Annotated in this window: 16 protein-coding genes; 13 read left to right on the top strand and 3 right to left on the bottom strand. The window is 36.8% G+C overall.

Going from position 1 to position 16,232, the window contains the following annotated elements:
- The first annotated feature begins 194 nt into the window (after positions 1-194).
- The 3 genes from BMX10_RS15510 to BMX10_RS15500 all read left to right on the top strand — a co-directional run bounded on the left by BMX10_RS15510 (position 195) and on the right by BMX10_RS15500 (position 1,746).
- Positions 195-1,004, top strand: a complete 810-nt coding sequence (locus tag BMX10_RS15510; protein ID WP_090446328.1) for a DUF2935 domain-containing protein — start codon at positions 195-197, stop codon at positions 1,002-1,004.
- A 164-nt stretch (positions 1,005-1,168) separates the two neighbouring features.
- Positions 1,169-1,456 carry a GIY-YIG nuclease family protein gene (locus BMX10_RS15505; protein WP_090446326.1) on the top strand — a complete coding sequence of 96 codons (288 nt, stop codon included), beginning with the start codon at positions 1,169-1,171 and terminating at the stop codon, positions 1,454-1,456.
- A gap of 101 nt (positions 1,457-1,557) precedes the next feature.
- Positions 1,558-1,746, top strand: coding sequence for an aspartyl-phosphate phosphatase Spo0E family protein (locus BMX10_RS15500; RefSeq protein WP_090446324.1), 189 nt, complete (start codon positions 1,558-1,560; stop codon positions 1,744-1,746).
- Between the two features lie 125 nt (positions 1,747-1,871).
- On the opposite strand, the gene BMX10_RS15495 is transcribed toward BMX10_RS15500, so the two are convergent.
- Entirely contained in the window at positions 1,872-2,384 is a 513-nt protein-coding gene (locus BMX10_RS15495) for a ferritin (protein ID WP_090446322.1), read from the bottom strand.
- A gap of 681 nt (positions 2,385-3,065) precedes the next feature.
- On the opposite strand from BMX10_RS15495, the gene BMX10_RS15490 reads away from it, so the two are divergent.
- Complete coding sequence (locus BMX10_RS15490; RefSeq protein ID WP_090446320.1) at positions 3,066-4,334, top strand: sensor histidine kinase; 1,269 nt, start codon at positions 3,066-3,068, stop codon at positions 4,332-4,334.
- A gap of 156 nt (positions 4,335-4,490) precedes the next feature.
- On the opposite strand, the gene BMX10_RS15485 is transcribed toward BMX10_RS15490, so the two are convergent.
- Positions 4,491-5,138 (bottom strand): LytR/AlgR family response regulator transcription factor, encoded by a 648-nt coding sequence (locus BMX10_RS15485; RefSeq protein WP_090446318.1) that lies wholly within the window; start codon positions 5,136-5,138, stop codon positions 4,491-4,493.
- Positions 5,139-5,416: 278 nt separating this feature from the next.
- Here BMX10_RS15485 and BMX10_RS15480 point away from each other — a divergent pair, with 278 nt between their 5' ends.
- From BMX10_RS15480 to BMX10_RS15460, 6 genes are all read left to right on the top strand, one after another.
- A complete protein-coding gene (locus BMX10_RS15480; RefSeq protein WP_090446316.1) occupies positions 5,417-6,097 on the top strand; it encodes an LptM family lipoprotein in 681 nt (226 codons plus the stop codon).
- A 214-nt stretch (positions 6,098-6,311) separates the two neighbouring features.
- The gene (locus BMX10_RS15475; protein ID WP_244272742.1) at positions 6,312-6,800 is read left to right on the top strand and encodes a LemA family protein; all 489 of its coding nucleotides are present in this window, start codon (positions 6,312-6,314) and stop codon (positions 6,798-6,800) included.
- Positions 6,801-6,827: 27 nt separating this feature from the next.
- A complete protein-coding gene (locus BMX10_RS15470) occupies positions 6,828-8,498 on the top strand; it encodes a DUF2207 family protein (RefSeq protein ID WP_090446314.1) in 1,671 nt (556 codons plus the stop codon).
- Between the two features lie 87 nt (positions 8,499-8,585).
- Positions 8,586-8,762: a hypothetical protein gene (locus BMX10_RS18115; protein ID WP_170834857.1), complete on the top strand. Its 177-nt coding sequence runs from the start codon at positions 8,586-8,588 to the stop codon at positions 8,760-8,762.
- Positions 8,763-9,037: 275 nt separating this feature from the next.
- On the top strand, positions 9,038-9,862 hold the full coding sequence (locus BMX10_RS15465; RefSeq protein ID WP_090446312.1) for an S-layer homology domain-containing protein: 825 nt from the start codon (positions 9,038-9,040) through the stop codon (positions 9,860-9,862).
- A 167-nt stretch (positions 9,863-10,029) separates the two neighbouring features.
- Complete coding sequence (locus BMX10_RS15460) at positions 10,030-11,004, top strand: hypothetical protein (RefSeq protein WP_090446311.1); 975 nt, start codon at positions 10,030-10,032, stop codon at positions 11,002-11,004.
- Positions 11,005-11,121: 117 nt separating this feature from the next.
- On the opposite strand, the gene BMX10_RS18620 is transcribed toward BMX10_RS15460, so the two are convergent.
- Positions 11,122-11,250: a GHKL domain-containing protein gene (locus tag BMX10_RS18620; RefSeq protein ID WP_244272741.1), complete on the bottom strand. Its 129-nt coding sequence runs from the start codon at positions 11,248-11,250 to the stop codon at positions 11,122-11,124.
- A gap of 604 nt (positions 11,251-11,854) precedes the next feature.
- Here BMX10_RS18620 and BMX10_RS15450 point away from each other — a divergent pair.
- From BMX10_RS15450 to BMX10_RS15440, 3 genes are all read left to right on the top strand, one after another.
- The gene (locus BMX10_RS15450) at positions 11,855-12,043 is read left to right on the top strand and encodes a lipoprotein (RefSeq protein WP_139176480.1); all 189 of its coding nucleotides are present in this window, start codon (positions 11,855-11,857) and stop codon (positions 12,041-12,043) included.
- 140 nt (positions 12,044-12,183) lie between these two features.
- The gene (locus BMX10_RS15445) at positions 12,184-15,864 is read left to right on the top strand and encodes an S-layer homology domain-containing protein (RefSeq protein WP_090446304.1); all 3,681 of its coding nucleotides are present in this window, start codon (positions 12,184-12,186) and stop codon (positions 15,862-15,864) included.
- Between the two features lie 113 nt (positions 15,865-15,977).
- A partial coding sequence (locus tag BMX10_RS15440) for a transposase (RefSeq protein ID WP_139176468.1) occupies positions 15,978-16,232 on the top strand: 255 nt, incomplete at its 3' end.

Genomic DNA, 16,232 nt, shown 5'->3' with positions numbered 1-16,232 from the left:
CAATAAAGAGTTCTTCAACTTTTATCGTTAATGATTTTGGAACTATTTACTTATTATAAGTTACCTATGGACAAATGTCAACGTGTGGTAGACAAAAAAACAACCTTTCTCTATAGATTCTCCTATAACTTCTACCAAGATATTTTTATTCATATATTGGTATAAAGAGATTATGAAAAGAAGGAGTGAACAATTTGAAGGAAGTAAGCTTTGAGAAAGTTGCTTTATTTGAACATCACTTTTGGTTACAGGTCCTAGGAGACCACGCAAGGTTCATATTTGATAATTTGTCGCCGTCAGAAATGAAAGAGCTGGAAAAAGCCAATCATTTTATTTTTGTCTTTGATAAGTTATTGGCAGAGTCACATAAACCATTGACAGAAAAGGAATTGATGGTATTAACAAATCAAGCATATCGCTATGCCCATGAAATACGTTTGTTTAAATTAGATTTAATCAGACAGCATTTGACCGGAGATATTGAGTTAGGTTTACCGCCTACCTTTATTAACCATATGGTAAATGAGGTAGAAGAATATTTGAGGGTATTATGCTTTTTAATGACAAAACAGATTCCCACTTCAACAGCTATACATAATCATCTCATATGGCTATTGGATGCAGCTGGGCATGCAGCAGGAATAGCAGGAGATTTGGATATGGTAGAAAAAAGGCTGATAGAAAAAAGTGAAGTCTTTATGGAACACTTTGAAGAATTCTATATTAAAGCAGTAGAAATGGCAGGATACATGAGAACCTGTCTAGAAGATTTTCCAGCACTACAGCGTTTTAATTTACAGGTAGAAGGGGAGATTTTCTTATTTAAAGTTTTTCTAAGAGAATTAGAAGAATTAGAGCTGACGAATAAACTGTTAGGAACAGTACCAGCTCTGATGTTAGATCATATGGCGAGAGAGGAATGCTATTACTTGATAAAGCTAGCAGAGGCGTCTAATGTTTCAATGCCAGATTGTGATCCTACACAGCCCCGTACTGAAGACTAGTAAGAAAAAGATAGCATTCCTTATCGAAAATGAATATTTTGCAAAAGCTCACTAATCAACCTATATAACACAGAAAAAAGCCTCCTGACTTATTATACAGACTAAATAAATGTTATAATAAAAAAATGGGAAGGGCAAGGACAAATCAAATGGAGGTAATCATCATGAATTATACTTATATATTATTATGTGCTGACAATACCTTTTATATTGGATGGACAACTGATTTAGATAATAGGCTAGAAGCACATAATGATGGCAAGGGAGCTAAATATACTAGAGGAAGAACTCCCGTAAAGCTAGTTTATTGGGAAGAACATAAAAATCGCAGTGAAGCCCAAAAAAGGGAAGTGGCCCTTAGGAGGTTTAATAAGAAGCAGAAGTTAAACCTGATAGAAGGATTTCAAGAAAGCTTAGAAAAAGAACAATCTATAAATTACAAAATAAAGTAATAAATTACAAAGGATTTGTTTACAAGGATGAACATATATGATAAAATGAGTGGAACTCATGTTCGAAATACATATAGCTATTGCAGCTGGAGGAATATTCTATGACAAAAGAAAAGACTTCTATAGAAAAATTAAGAAAAAAATTGAATGAGGCCATTGAAAATAGTAATGGCAAAGTTACTTTAGAAATTATAGAACTCAGTCAGCAATTAGATAAAGAGATTGTTGCCAGTATGAAAGCAGAGGCGGATAAGAAACATAAAGAAGTTGATAAATCCGGTAAAGACTAAGCTGGATTTCAACGATACTACTGTGTCATCCTCTCCATTCATACAAATACTTAGCAGCTGATGAGATTGCAAGCAAAAGCCACGAATATTAGAAGGTATTCGTGGCTTTATATATTGAAGAATTTTTATTCTTCTCCAGCTGGTGGAGTGAAGGTTCTTTGAGCTAGTTCACTGTCAAGCATATAGATAGCATGACTGTTTTCACCAATTCTTTTAATTTTATTAATAAGGCTGGTAAACATAGCCTCTTCTTCTACTTGTTCATCGATGAACCAATTTAAAAAATTAATGCAGGCATAGTTTTTATCTGCTACAGCAATATCCATTAATTCATTAATTCTTCCTGTAACAAATTTTTCATGATTTAGGCTAGCAGTAAAAGCTTCTTCTAAAGAAGCATATTCATTTTTAGGATCTTCATAGCCTTGAATCTCAACACGCTCTCCTAACTCGTTAATAAAGTTAAAAAACTTCATAGCATGAAATCTTTCTTCCTCTGCTTGAACAATGAAGAAATTAGCAAATCCATCTAAATCCTGGTCTTTGCAATAGCCTGCCATCGCTAAATAAATATTTGCAGAAGCAAATTCGTATTTTAGCTGATCGTTAAACTCTTTTAATAATTTTTCTGACATCATCGTAGTATTCCTCCTAAATTTTTTTACTAAATTCTAATGATACTCTTGAGCAATCATTAAAATAGCTTCGTAGAAATCATTACCTATACAAGTATTATAGAAGATTGTTTGATAAATAACAACATGAATTGCTAATTAAACCAATTTTTATGTTATATAACTTGCTTAGAGTGGCATATTATATATTTACACTTTTTTTAAAAAAATAAACATAAATACGATGTATTTATTTCAGCTAGGGAGCTAGTTTTGACGTTTCCGGTAGAAAATCATTAATTACTTACATTACACCATAAAAAGATTATTTTAAAATAGTCCTTTCATGACGAAAAGATGTCCATTCATGCAAGGGACATTTTTCAATGGGGAAATTTGATAGTATTATAATTAGATTAATTGTACACACCAGCCCCAACACCTGCACCATCAATTCTCAACGACATAATGACCCAAGATGAGCAGAAACTAGAAAGTCGCCTACAGCAAACTGGTGAAGCGAAAATAGAACTGGCTTCTACAGGTACTGGTCAAGCCAATAGGAGCTCATGTGATGTAGTTCCCTGCTAGTAGGTCGGTTAGTGTAGTAAAATAGAAGCATTATAAGGAACAAAGGTTCAAGGTAAAAGACCTGGAGCCTTTGCTCCTCATAATTGACTTTTGGTAGTATGGAGGAAGCAGACTATGATGGATTTGATGGAATTTATTATTACCCTTGGTTATAGTATCACCTTGATGTGCATGCTTTTGGACTTGGAGGTAAAGCGAAAAAAGGGTACCAAAATGATGGCGCTCGTTATGATCCTCTTTTTGGCCTGTGGTGCTTTTGTTTGGTCTAGTTTGGGTTATAAGGACTTTATGATTCTCTACCCTGTTTTTGTACAGGTGCCGTTATTTATAGCATTTTGGTTTTTTTCCAAATATAAAGGGATAAAACTCTTATTTGTTCTTTTGACGGTCATCGTTTTATCTTCGCCCCCCCTGTTGCTAGGGCATATTGTTTCAGCAATCTTTGGCTACAATGACGTGATAGTAAATGTTGTTTGCATAGTCATGTATCTACCCATGACATTTATAGTGTACAAATATTTTCGTCCCTTATTTCTCTATATGCTGCGCAATACAAAAAAAGGCTGGGTAACGTTTTGCTTAATACCTCTTTCGTACAATGCATTTACCTATTTACTTGGAAGGTATGACGTAGAGCTGGTGAGAGAAGAACCTATATTTTGGCTTGACTCTTTGGTTGCGATATTGATTATTGCAGCTTATGTGTTAATTTTACGTTTTTTTAAACAAACCAGAGAACAGTTTGTTTTGCAAAATGAACAGAATATTTTAGCAATGCAGGTGTCTGCCTTACAGGAACGCTGTGAAACGATGAAAGAAGCAGAGGAAAATACAATGATCTATCGCCATGACCTGCGTCATCATTTGAACCTGCTAAATGGTTATTTAGCTGAGAACAAATTTGCAGAAATAAAAAAATATATTACGGAAATCGAAACAAATCTTGAGGACACAGTGACAATAAAATTTTGTGAAAACACAACAGTGAACTTGATCTTATCCTCCTACATCAATAAAGCTAATCATGAAAAGATAATGGTAGAGCCTCAAGTATATATTCCCCAGGGCTGTAAAGTGTCTGAAATGGATTTGTGCATTATCATGGCGAATGCTTTAGAAAACGCGATCAATGCCAGCAGGAATATTAAAGAGATTAATGACCGGAGGATAAGCATTAGTTGTAAGTATAAAAATGACAAGCTGTTTATTCAAGTTACAAACAACTTTAGCGGCGAGGTGAAATTCGCAGAGGATATACCTATCAGTGCAGAAGAAAACCACGGCTTTGGAACAAAAAGCATAGTAGCTATCGTGCAAAAATATAGCGGTCTATATTCCTTTTCTGTTGAAGATGGCGTTTTTAAGATGAGAGTTATTATATAACTTTCATTTCATGACATAAACACGTCATTTCATGTCAATATCATTTTTATCGCTGATTATTTGCTATAATTTGAAAACCCTTTATCAATTGACCCTTTTCATAAAAGCAAGTCCATCATAAGAAATATGTGAGAACGCCAAGCTAGAGGCTTGGCGTTACTCCATAAATGAAAAGTTTATATAAGCTGACTTTACAGTAGGATAATTAGCTTTTGATATAGGGACTAGGGCAAGGGACTGCATTTTGACTTCCCTTTGGCTTAGGGTGTCTATATGCTCCATATTGATGATATAAGAACGATGAGGCTTGATAAAGCACACATTATCAGAGAGAAGCTTTTCAAGTTCAGTCATAGATCCAGTAGCTTCTATAACTGACCCATTTGTTAAATGATACAGTATAGTCCTACCATTAACTTCAGCAAACTCTAACCTATTTATAAAAACTCTGGTGAGCCCTGTATTGCTTTTTATTAAAAAACTTTTTCCTAAAGTGGTTTCCATTTCAGAAATCACCTTATCTAAAAGAATAAAAAGCTTCTCCTTCCAAATAGGCTTTATAGCGTAATAATACGCACCTACTGAATATGCCTCAACTGCAAACTCGGTAGAAGAGGTCAAAAATATGATTTTAATATCTTGATTGAACTGCCGTATTTCTTTCGCTGCATCCATACCTGTTATTAAAGGCATTAGAATATCTAATAGTATCAGCTCATATCGCTGCCCACTCTCCATTGCTGCAATCAAATCCACAGCACTATTAAAAGCTGTATATTCAATTTTATATTTATCCCTCTGCAAAGCTTTATAATCGTTAATATAGAAACCATATTTGAAAGATCCCCTATGGTATCATCGCAAATAGCTATTCTCAACATAAAAACACTCCTAATAGTATGAGTTTACATATGAATTACACCATAAAATGGCTATTTTAAGATAGTCCTTTCATGACGAAAAGTCATTTCATGACAAAAAAACGTCGATTCATGCAAGGGACATTTTTTTATAGATAAATTTGATAGGATAGTAATAGCAATTATTTATATCAAAATAAAATCTAAAGGAGAATGTGGACTATGAAAAAAATATTTTTACTTATTATGGTGATGGTTATGTTGTTTACCCTTGTTGCCTGTGGTGGACCTGATAACAGTGAAAACAATGCCCTAATGCAGTCCAAAGTTGACGAAGCAGACAAATTAGCTGTTGATCTTTTTAACCTGTATAAGGATAATGGATTATTAGAGGGTGAATATGCGGCAGAGTTTCAGGCAATTGTTGATGCAGTAACAGCGAGTATAAACGATATAAAAACGACACATCAACTTTTTCTTGATGAGGGTGGGTATACCGATAAAGATACTGTGGAACTGGCAGAAGTCATGAACACTCTAATTGCCGCTACCAAAGAGGCAATCGCAGAAACAAAGGCAGAACTAAAGGCAGAAGAAGATGCCGTAGCATTGACAGGTAAAGCAGTCGGAATTTTAGCTCTAACAGAAATGCACGACGAATTGGTTGATATCGTAAATGAAACATCATATACAGCCTTCGTAAATGGCTGGGAAAATGATGAGGAGCTCAATTCAGAGCTAGAGGCAGTACTTGAGTTTTTAGAAATTGTTAGCGGCGACCTGGAAATTCCTGATAGCATGGATGAAGAGTATATTGATATGCTTATCACTATGATTGATGAATTGATTCCAGTATGGCATGAGTATTTGATCATCGTTTCAGAACCTTATACAGCAGGTTAGAAGTATAAAATAAATAAATTCTTGATAATCAGAGCAAAACTAAATAATTAAAAAAAGAGCTGTCCTTCAGGCTGTACATCCTATTAACTATTAAGAATAGTGTCAGACTTACAGGTCAGCTTATTTTTAAAAAAACAAAATTTGAGGAAAACTTATGCTTTATTTAATTGCGTTTGTAGTCATTATTGTAGCAGTTATTTTTTAGATAATTTCAGTGCAGCGTTCCTTTGTGGTATTGGATGAAAACATTAGTAATGCTATGTCACAAATTGGCGTTCAGCTAACATCGCGCTGGGATGCATTAACTTCCCTTTTGGATTTAACCAAAGGGTATGCCGCTCACGAATACAAAACCATAACAGAAACTATTAAAGCAAGGCGTTCAATCACGAAAGATTCTTCGCCTGATGATGTAACAAAACAGGAAAATATCATTGTAGAGGCTATGGGAAAAATTATGGCGGTGGCAGAAAATTATCCTGATTTAAAGGCAGATAAGACCTACATAAAAACAATGGATGCTGTCAATCAATATGAAAACATGGTGCGTACCAGTAGACTGATTTACAATGATAGTGTGACAAAGTTAAATCGTGCCATTCGTATGTTCCCTGCATCGATGATTGCAGGTGTTCTTGGCTTTTCAAAGGGTGCTTATTTAGAGGCAGTGGACGAAAAAGCAACGATGCCGAATATGAAGTAAGTAACAAATAAAAAATGGAGGTAGTCTATGGTAAAAAAAATTATTTCCACTATATTTTGCATATTTTTGTTTCTTACTTTAATGACCCAAGCCGCCTTAGGAGCAAATAATGTATCTGACATAAATGTTGATGTTGTCATTTATGATGATGGCTCTGCATATATCACCCAAACATGGAACTGCAATTTTAATGAAGGCACAGAGGGCTATATTCCTATAGAAAATTTAGATGGAATGAGCCTATCGGAGTTTCTTGTTTCAGATGAAAGTGGCGTCTATACTTATATTGAAGATTGGGATGTAAAAGCCAGTTTTGATGAAAAAGCAGGAAAATACGGCATGGTAAAAACCAATAAGGGCTATGAACTTTGCTGGGGAATTAGCGAATACGGTGAAAAACGCTATGCCATTGAGTACAAAATAAATAATCTTGTTGGTGGGTATGAGTATTTTGACGGTTTTAATTTCCAGTTTATCAACTCTGGAATGGGAACACTGCCCACTGATGTAACAGTGAAAATCACAATGCATAATGGAATAAAACTAGATGAAAATAATGGCGGAATATGGGCTTTTGGCTTTGATGGGGAAATCAATTTTGAAAATGGTAATGTGGTAGCTTATACAAAAAACCCCTTGTCCTCTGGTACTGATAGCGTAATTATTATGTTACAGCTCAACAAAGGTTTGATGAACCCTACAAGAGTGGTGAACAAGTCCTTTGAATCTGTAAAAGCAGAGGCGTTAAAGGGTAGTGATTATAATTATGGTACAGATACCAATGACAGCTCTTCTCAACCGCCTGAGGAGCCTGCCGGTCCCTTTGAATGGATTCTTGCATTCTTTATGACCGTTTTTCCCTTGGCTGTCTTTATCTATTTTATATTACGAAAAGGAAAACCCAAAAGGGAAATACAGAGCCTCTATAAAAATGCAGAGTATTTTAGAGAAGCGCCTATCGCAGGCAATCTTGAAGCTACCTTTGTCCTGGCAAGGGATTTTAGACAAATAAATAATGAAGGAGACCTTATTGGTTCAGCATTCTTAAAGATGATTAACACAGGTTGTCTTGAGCCGATGACTGAAAAATCAGTTGGTTTCTTTGGCAAGGAAAAGGAGAGTATTTCCCTAAAACTTCTGCAACCTCCACAGTTTACAGGGGTAACGGCAAAGATGCTCTATGATTTACTGGTTTTAGCAAGCGGCAGTGATCAGATTTTGCAGGAGCGTGAACTTGAGGACTATTGCAGTAAAAATCATAAAGAAATAATGAAGATTATAGAAGCTGCAAAACAAGACGGGCAAAACACTTTAGAAAAAATCGATTGCTATGATACACAGAAAAAAGATAAATTTTCCGGGCTTTCACAGCGAGGAAAAACCTTGCTATTAAATATTATGGGCTTCAAAAAATATCTCCTTGATTTTTCACTTATTGGTGAAAGGACAATTGCAGAAAGTATTATTTGGCAGGATTACCTTACCTTTGCCACACTTTTGGGTATTGCTGATAAGGCGATAGAACAATTTGAAAAGGTTTATCCAGATGCCACGCAGCATAGTAAAAATGCACATTATTATTATCTAGTTTCTCACAGATACACCAAAGCAACCTATCAAGCGGCCCGTTCATCAGGTAGTGGCGGAAGAAGTTCCTTTGGTGGTGGTGGTGGTTTTAGTGGTGGCGGAACACGCTAAAATTTTAATTAAGAAGATAAACTTTACCTATTTCTTTCCCACCCTTATTGGGATAAGGTGGAAGCCAATGCAGGAAATGTCTTAGCAATGGAATACGTATTTTATGAGGAGTACACCGCGTTTTTGGAGCAGTTCCGCCCGGTTACATTTGCTCTGGCAGCTATGATGGACGTGGATGCAACAACTTATGCCAGGGACACAGATACCATCGCTGAGGATATCAAGAAGTTCGAGGAATTGCTTAATGGGGGTATTATTACCTAGGAAGAATTTGATGCAAAGAAAAAACAATTATTAGGAATTTAGGGAGGGGTTTCATTAACTATGGGGTTCAATAAAAAATAATCGGAATACTGCTGATAGTTATTTTATTATTATAGGTGACGTTATTTTCTTATAGATGTTTGAAATGAGAGATATGAAGGGTTATACAGCCTATTCTGAAGTTATCATGCTTGAGATTAAAGACGCAGTGATTTCAACATCAGTGGGTTTTTGATAAGATGAAAAAATTTTCGGTATAAAAGGAGATTAAATAAATGAATAGAAAAAAGATAATGGCATTGATTCTATCAGTTATTATGGTGCTGGGTTCATTCACCATATCATTTGCACAAACAGATTTAGAAATCAAAAACGACGGTGTTTCAACATTCAAAGATATAAAAGGTCATTGGGCGGCCAATGCCATTAACAAATGGTCAGACTATGGCATTATTAATGGATATAACGGATCTTTCAGACCTAATGATTCTATTACCAGAGGTGAAATGGCCGTCATATTAAACAATATGATGGACTATCAGGTGGCAGCCCAAAACAAATTCACAGATCTAAAATCAGGTCGATTCTATACAGATGCTATTCTAAAGGCAAATGCAGCCGGTATCATCAAGGGAGATGGCAGTACAGTAAGACCTACTGATAAGATTACCAGAGAAGAGGCAGCAGTAATGCTTGCTAAAGCATTTGCACTGGATGTGAGCACCGGTGGTATATCATTCAATGACTCAGCATCAATTGCAACATGGGCATCAGGCTACATAAAAACAATGGAAGCAAAGGGCTATGTGAAAGGCACTAACAATAATTTCATGCCAAAATCAAATATCACAAGGGCAGAAACAGTTACCATAATAGACAACATCGTTAAAGCCTATTATACAAAAGCCGGCACAGATACAGATAATGTTAATGGAATAGCAGTTATCAAAGTTTCTGATGTCATATTAAAAGATATAACCATCTCAGAGAACCTAATCATAGCAGAAGGTGTAGGAGAAGGTGAAGTCACCCTAGACAGCGTAACCGTTAAGGGCAAAACCGTTGTCAGAGGTGGTGGTGAAAACTCCATACACATATAAAGGGTCTGACCCCCTCATAATTTGATAAAGTTAGTCGAAGCCAAAACGGAAACTAGACCTCGGAAGAGAAATCTCTTTAGGGTCTGTTTTTGGCATCTCATTACGCGATTTCAAGATAATAAATAAAACCAGGTGGAAAAAATTTATATCAAGGGAGATTTATTATTATGAAAAAAATTATTACACTAACGATGACTATCGTCCTATTACTGGTCATGACACTTAGCCTTGCAGGTTGTGGCGGAGATGAAAGTGCCACTGCCGATCCAGTAAGTTTGGTTGATGTTACCACAGAACAAGGCATTAGCCTCAAACTTCCAAGCGATTTGGCAAAGCAAGATAATGGTGCTTATGCTAACATGGAAACAGGTGATAATGCAGGCTTTGGCGTTACAGAAATTGCTGGAGCCCCACTTTCCTCCGCGACAGAGGAAGATGTTGTAGCACTATATCAAAGTAAATATGATGATGTTGTAGTAACAAGCTTTGAAAATGGCATACAGATCAACGGTAAGGAAGCGCTTGTATCTCAGGTGAATTTAACAACTCCCGGAGGCCATGCGATTACACTAACACTTGTTATGGTTACTGATGACACGAATAATTACATTGGAACTTTTATTTATGGAAAAGATAAGACAGACGGCGCGCTTTATAAAAATCTACAAGCTTGTATCGACAGCATAACTATTGCTGGTACTCCTGATAGTACCGCTGCCAGTGCCCAAGTTGGTACCTCTGTAAAAGACGATTTATCAGAATATCTCTATAACAATTTCGGTACAGTTTTTGAACCTGAAGATAGGGATATCATTGAAACTTATGAAGAGGCAATCTTAACTGGGGATAGCGAGAATTTTGCAAAAGCATTATCCGACACCCTTCCTGCAAAGAATAATGCCTTGCTTGAAAAACTGAAAGCCTACACGCCACAAACGACGGAAGTTCAAGAATTGCATAATCTTTTTATTCAGGCTATCGAATTAAGAAAAGATGCTTATACCCAACTTGTTGTAGTTATGGCGAAACAATCTACTGAAGCTGAAATAGATGCTGCCTTTGTTTTGTTAGATGAATATGAAGCTAAAATTGACGAATTTTTAACAAAGGGTGAGTCCATGAAGAAAGATTTAGGTGTGTAGAGCTCAGTAAGGAGTTCACCCTCCTTGTAATTTGAAATAAATTAAACAGGTGCATGGTCAATTTTCTCTGACCATGCACCTGTTTTTTGAGCGCTTACTTTTATCAAGCTGTATTCATTACAAAATAATATTTGCATTAAAGATTCTGTCTACGACTGAGAAGGAATACACTCCGCCGTATTTTTGTACTACTGCTGCAATGCTTTTCGTGCCAAGACCATGGTTTTCCTCTGAGCTTACCGGCATGTCCTCAACAAACAGGACTGTGCTATCATAGCTGTTACTGGTTTGAGACAGACGAGGGGACAGACAGACGAGGGGACAGGGACTTGTCTGGTAGCAAACATTACGATACGATTTTTCTGAGGCAGTATAATATATACTAAGGCAAATACAGAAAAATAAATTAGAAGTGAATTTAGGCTCTAGAAAACAAGTGGACAGGTACATTATGTTGTTGGTAGGTGGAACCAATTCCAAGAACAGCAAGGGGAAAAAGTAAAAGTAGCATATATCATATAATGATAAGAGGAATTAACCGACAAGATATTTTGAAGACGATAATGATAGACAAAAATTTGTTGAAACACTGGAAGGATACAAATGGAGTAGTTATACAGAATATCTTACAGATAGCCAAGTACTAGATATTAAGTTTGTATTAGTAATTTTCTCTCAGGATAAAACCGTGGCTATTAAGGCACCTGTCCCTGCGTTTCTTTTGTAAAATGACTATTTTAAAATAGTCATTTCATGACAAAAAAACGTCGATTCATGCAAGGGACATTTTTTTATAGATAAATTTGATAGGATGGTAATAGGAATTATTTATAATATAATCTAAAGCAGAATGTTGGCTATGAAAAAAATATTTTTACTTATTATGGTGATGGTTATGTTGTTTACCCTTGTTGCCTGTGGTGGACCTGATAACAGTGAAAACAATGCCCTAATGCAGTCGAAAGTTGACGAAGTAGACAAATTAGCTGTTGATCTTTTTAAAAAGTTGCTGTTGAAAGGGGGATCATTAAACTGTTGAAATGTAGAAGACACTACTTAGATTCTTCGTAAACTACTAAAGAACAAGGCGTTTTAAAGTTGACGTGGAATTTAGGTAGAATAGAGGTGTATAAAAGTGGCTTTAATTTGTAAAAACAAATAACTTAGGAGGAAGAGTAAATGAAAGGAAAAACTCAGTGGAAAAAAAGCATAGCCTTCATGGTTAGCCTGATGATGCTAATCACCATGATACCACTTTTAGCCTTTGGTCAAACGAATGATTTTGATGATCATTGGGCAAGTGAGATCATAAACAAATGGATGAAGGAGGGCTTAATCAGCGGTTATCCTGATGGAAGCTTCAGGCCTAATAATCCAATAACACGAGCTGAATTTATGGTATTGACCAACAAAGCCTTTGCATTTGTAGAGGAGGTTACCATTTCATTCGAAGATGTAAACGAAAAGGATTGGTTTACTCCTGCCATAAAGAGAGGTATTGCAGCTAGGTACATTAGTGGATATCCAGACGGTAGTATGGGCCCGAATAATCCTATTTCGAGACAGGAGACGGCAGTAGTTTTAACAAAAATTATGGACTTAAGCATCAATCCTTACCGCGCAGAGAGTTTTAGTGATGCAGCAAGTATTCAAAACTGGAGCAAAGGCTATATTGGTGCAGTGGCAGTCTCAGGATTCATGAGTGGTTATCCAGATGGAAGCTTTAAACCAGCTACAGCCATCACTAGGGCTGAGGCTTTAGTGGTGCTAGATAAGGCAAGGATAGCAAGAGACGAAATGCTTCAAGAAGAAGCATTTACAGGTATGATTAACAAAGCTGGAACTTATGGTCCTGAAACAGTAACAGAAACCTTTGAGGGAGATATTTATATTCAGGAAAAGGGAATTACCCTACAAAATATCCTTATCAAAGGGGATCTCTTTATTACAGAAGAAGTAGGAGATGGTGAGGTATATTTAAATAATATTACTGTAGAAGGAGATACTTACATTCGAGGTGGTGGCATCGATAGTATCCATATCAATGATGGTAGCTACAGTAGAATTATCATACAGAAGACAGGAAAAGGGATTCGAGTTTTAGCCATGGGTACAAAGATCACTACCCTAATTGTATATCCAGAAACAGCAGGCAATGAAGTTATTCTAAATGGAAATTATGATAGCGTTACAGTATTAGCAGAAGGAGTTAGCATTACGACCCAAGGAAATACCAACATTAAAAAGCTAACAATAGGAAAACAGGCAAAAGATACTACTGTTGCTACCTCAAAGGAAACCATCATTGATGAAGCAGTAGTAGATAGCAATACAGAATTCAATAATCAAGGAAGAATCATTAGAGCTATAGGAACAGTAGCAAGGTCCTCTAACTATGATGTCAACCAGCCGGAGAATCTTACAAGACCATCTAGCGGCGGCGGAGGTGGGTCTACTACACCAGCAATTATTGAGGTAAGTGCTATTAGTATTACACCAGAAACAATGACATTAACAGCAGGTGGAGCAATGAGTACAATAACAGCAACAGTGAGCCCTGAAAATGCTACAAACAAGAATGTAATATGGTTATCAAGTAATCCAGCTGTAGCAACTGTAAATGGTGGAGTAGTAACACCAGTAGCAGGAGGTACTGTGACCATCACAGCAACATCAGCTGCAGATGGAATAAAAAGTGCCACATGCGTTGTAACAGTAAATGCGGCAGTAAACAATGAACCTAAAATGACAGCATCGCCGATACAGGTAACTGTTGATAGTGGTTTTAATCAAACTTTCACATTGACAATAGAAAATGATACAGTTACAAATGCTGTTTATACAGAATACATTCTACTAGGCGGAGTTTTTGCAGAGCTGAACCTAGGCGACATTGACAGAAGTAATGATACTACAGTCACGGCAGAAGTATATGGAAATCTAACAAATGCAGGAACAGGAACAATTACCTTAGATGCAGATGCTTTAGTGCACAGTGAAAGTAATTTGACAGTAAGTGTGACCGTGGTTGAAGGTACAGTAATTCCTGTAAGTGCTATTACTGTGATAGGTGCAGGTGATGTTACTACTATTGATGTAGATAATGGCACACTTCAAATGAGTGCGGCAGTATTACCTACCAACGCCAGCAACAAATCAGTAACATGGTCGGTAGCAGATGGAACGGGATCAGCAACAATTAGTGTTGGTGGATTGTTGACAGCTGTAACTGATGGAACAGTAACGGTTACGGCAACTTCGGTAAGCACGGGGGCTGTTACTGGGACGTTGGTGGTTACGATAAGTAATCAATTAATCCCTTCAACAATCGTATTTACTGATGCAGGCCCGATAGCAAAAACAGTCGGTGATGCACCATTTACAAATGCAGTAACTGGTGGAGACGGAGCAGGAGCAATCACTTATGTTAGTGGAACTCCAGCAACAGCAACAGTAGATGCAGCAACAGGTCAAGTAACAATCGTTGCAGCAGGCTCAACCATAATTACAGCAACAAAAGCAGCAACAGCAACTCATGCAGCAGCAACAAACACTTATACAGTGAATGTAAACCCAGCCCCCCCAGCAACAGTAACGGGCATAGCAGTAAAAACTGCACCAACAAAGACTGTTTATACAGAAGGTGAGAACCTTGAATTAGCAGGTTTAGAAGTAACCTTAACAATGTCAGATGCCAGTGAAGTAGATGTATCATTTGCAGGATTTGGAGCAGAAGGGATTACAACAGTGAAAGCAGACGGAGTCGCTCTTGTTCAAGCTGATGCATCAGTAGTAATTACTCATACAGCAAGTGGACAGACAGCAACTCAAGCGATCACAGTAAATCCAGCGGTTGTAGCGGGACCGCCTTCGGGACAACTTCTTGATGCAGATAGCAGATCAGGTATGACGGGAGTCCTTTATACCCGTGATGGAAACATTTATTATAACCAGCAGGATGCATTTGGCACTTGGGGAAGTGAAACTCAGTTAGGAATAGGGACAGAAGGAAAGCTTGTTTTTGATTTAGTAGGGCATATTCATGTAGCTTATACTACTGATGGAAAGATTGGCTATAGAAAGTATAATGGAGCAGAATGGGCTGCAGAAATGCTCATAGTATCGAATCATTCTGGAACAAATAAATGGCCGGATATTGATGTAGATGCAGGTAATAACCCGCATATTATTTATGTTGATTCAATGGGAGATACTGCAGGTACTCAAAATCAACCAGATGTTATGTATGCATATAAAAATAACGGTACATTTACAAAACATGTCCTTTATAGTGGAAATTATGATTCCGATTGGAAAGAAGGTAGATATCCGGCAGAAAAGAAGCCTCTGATTGCCATGGATGAGAACAATAATCAATATGTGTTTTATCAATGGAGAACCTATGATCATGGTATGGGTGTCAATCATGATAGAGGTCTTACCGTTGCAGGAGCAACAACTACTCAAAGCCTTGGTCATGTAAGTTCAAATACTGATCGATTTGATATTTATGATTTTAAGGAAATTGGTGGAAAGTTATATGCTTTATATCGCGATAATACCAATATTAAAGTTTCTGAAATGACAGTTAATTCAGCTGGTGAAATAGTAGCAAAAGTAGACTTACACACTTTACCAGCAAGTTCTGCATACTCTATTGACGTTATTGGTAGTGACATCGTTATCGGCAGCAAAGACGGCAACAACTTAAGAGTCCACTATAATGAAAACCCAACGACTTATAACGAAATCGTCGTAAAAGGCAATGCAGTATCAATCGTCAACCTTGGAGGAACATTTTATGCTTTCTATACAGACAATGCGGACGATGTCATAAAGAGATTAGCAATAACAGACTAGAAGCAATACAAAATACCCCCAGCAAACCTTGGGAGCAATCACGGCTTGATATGCTCCCCTATAGGTAGACAGATTAAATAAAAAAATCTGCTACTGAAAGGGGAGTATTTTTAATGTCAAAGAGAGTTAAGTATACCGCAGAGGAAAAATTTCAAATAATACAGGAGTATCAGGAGGGATTAGGTACCCTTAAAGATATTGCATCTAGATATAACATCTATAGAAATACAATTACACAGTGGATATATAAGTTCGATAGGTATGGAACAGAAGGTTTAGTTGAGTCCTCTACTTGGAGAAACTACTCTCGTCAATTAAAGGAAGATGCTATACGGGATTACCTATCAGGAGAGTTACAGCTAAAAGAA

Origin of the sequence: Natronincola peptidivorans, from assembly GCF_900111615.1 — a bacterium.
Lineage (GTDB): Bacteria > Bacillota > Clostridia > Peptostreptococcales > Natronincolaceae > Natronincola_A > Natronincola_A peptidivorans.
This window is presented reverse-complemented; position numbering and strand designations above follow the sequence as displayed.

Excerpts from the sequence above, each read along its gene's own strand:
- BMX10_RS15465 (WP_090446312.1), top strand. The coding sequence starts at position 9,038 with ATGAATAGAAAAAAGATAATGGCATTGATTCTATCAGTTATTATGGTG.
- BMX10_RS15500 (WP_090446324.1), top strand. The coding sequence starts at position 1,558 with ATGACAAAAGAAAAGACTTCTATAGAAAAATTAAGAAAAAAATTGAAT.
- BMX10_RS15490 (WP_090446320.1), top strand. The coding sequence starts at position 3,066 with ATGATGGATTTGATGGAATTTATTATTACCCTTGGTTATAGTATCACC.
- BMX10_RS15480 (WP_090446316.1), top strand. The coding sequence starts at position 5,417 with ATGAAAAAAATATTTTTACTTATTATGGTGATGGTTATGTTGTTTACC.
- BMX10_RS18115 (WP_170834857.1), top strand. The coding sequence starts at position 8,586 with ATGGAATACGTATTTTATGAGGAGTACACCGCGTTTTTGGAGCAGTTC.
- BMX10_RS15505 (WP_090446326.1), top strand. The coding sequence starts at position 1,169 with ATGAATTATACTTATATATTATTATGTGCTGACAATACCTTTTATATT.
- BMX10_RS15450 (WP_139176480.1), top strand. The coding sequence starts at position 11,855 with ATGTTGGCTATGAAAAAAATATTTTTACTTATTATGGTGATGGTTATG.
- BMX10_RS15470 (WP_090446314.1), top strand. The coding sequence starts at position 6,828 with ATGGTAAAAAAAATTATTTCCACTATATTTTGCATATTTTTGTTTCTT.
- BMX10_RS15495 (WP_090446322.1), bottom strand. The coding sequence starts at position 2,384 with ATGATGTCAGAAAAATTATTAAAAGAGTTTAACGATCAGCTAAAATAC.
- BMX10_RS18620 (WP_244272741.1), bottom strand. The coding sequence starts at position 11,250 with ATGCCGGTAAGCTCAGAGGAAAACCATGGTCTTGGCACGAAAAGCATT.
- BMX10_RS15460 (WP_090446311.1), top strand. The coding sequence starts at position 10,030 with ATGAAAAAAATTATTACACTAACGATGACTATCGTCCTATTACTGGTC.
- BMX10_RS15445 (WP_090446304.1), top strand. The coding sequence starts at position 12,184 with ATGAAAGGAAAAACTCAGTGGAAAAAAAGCATAGCCTTCATGGTTAGC.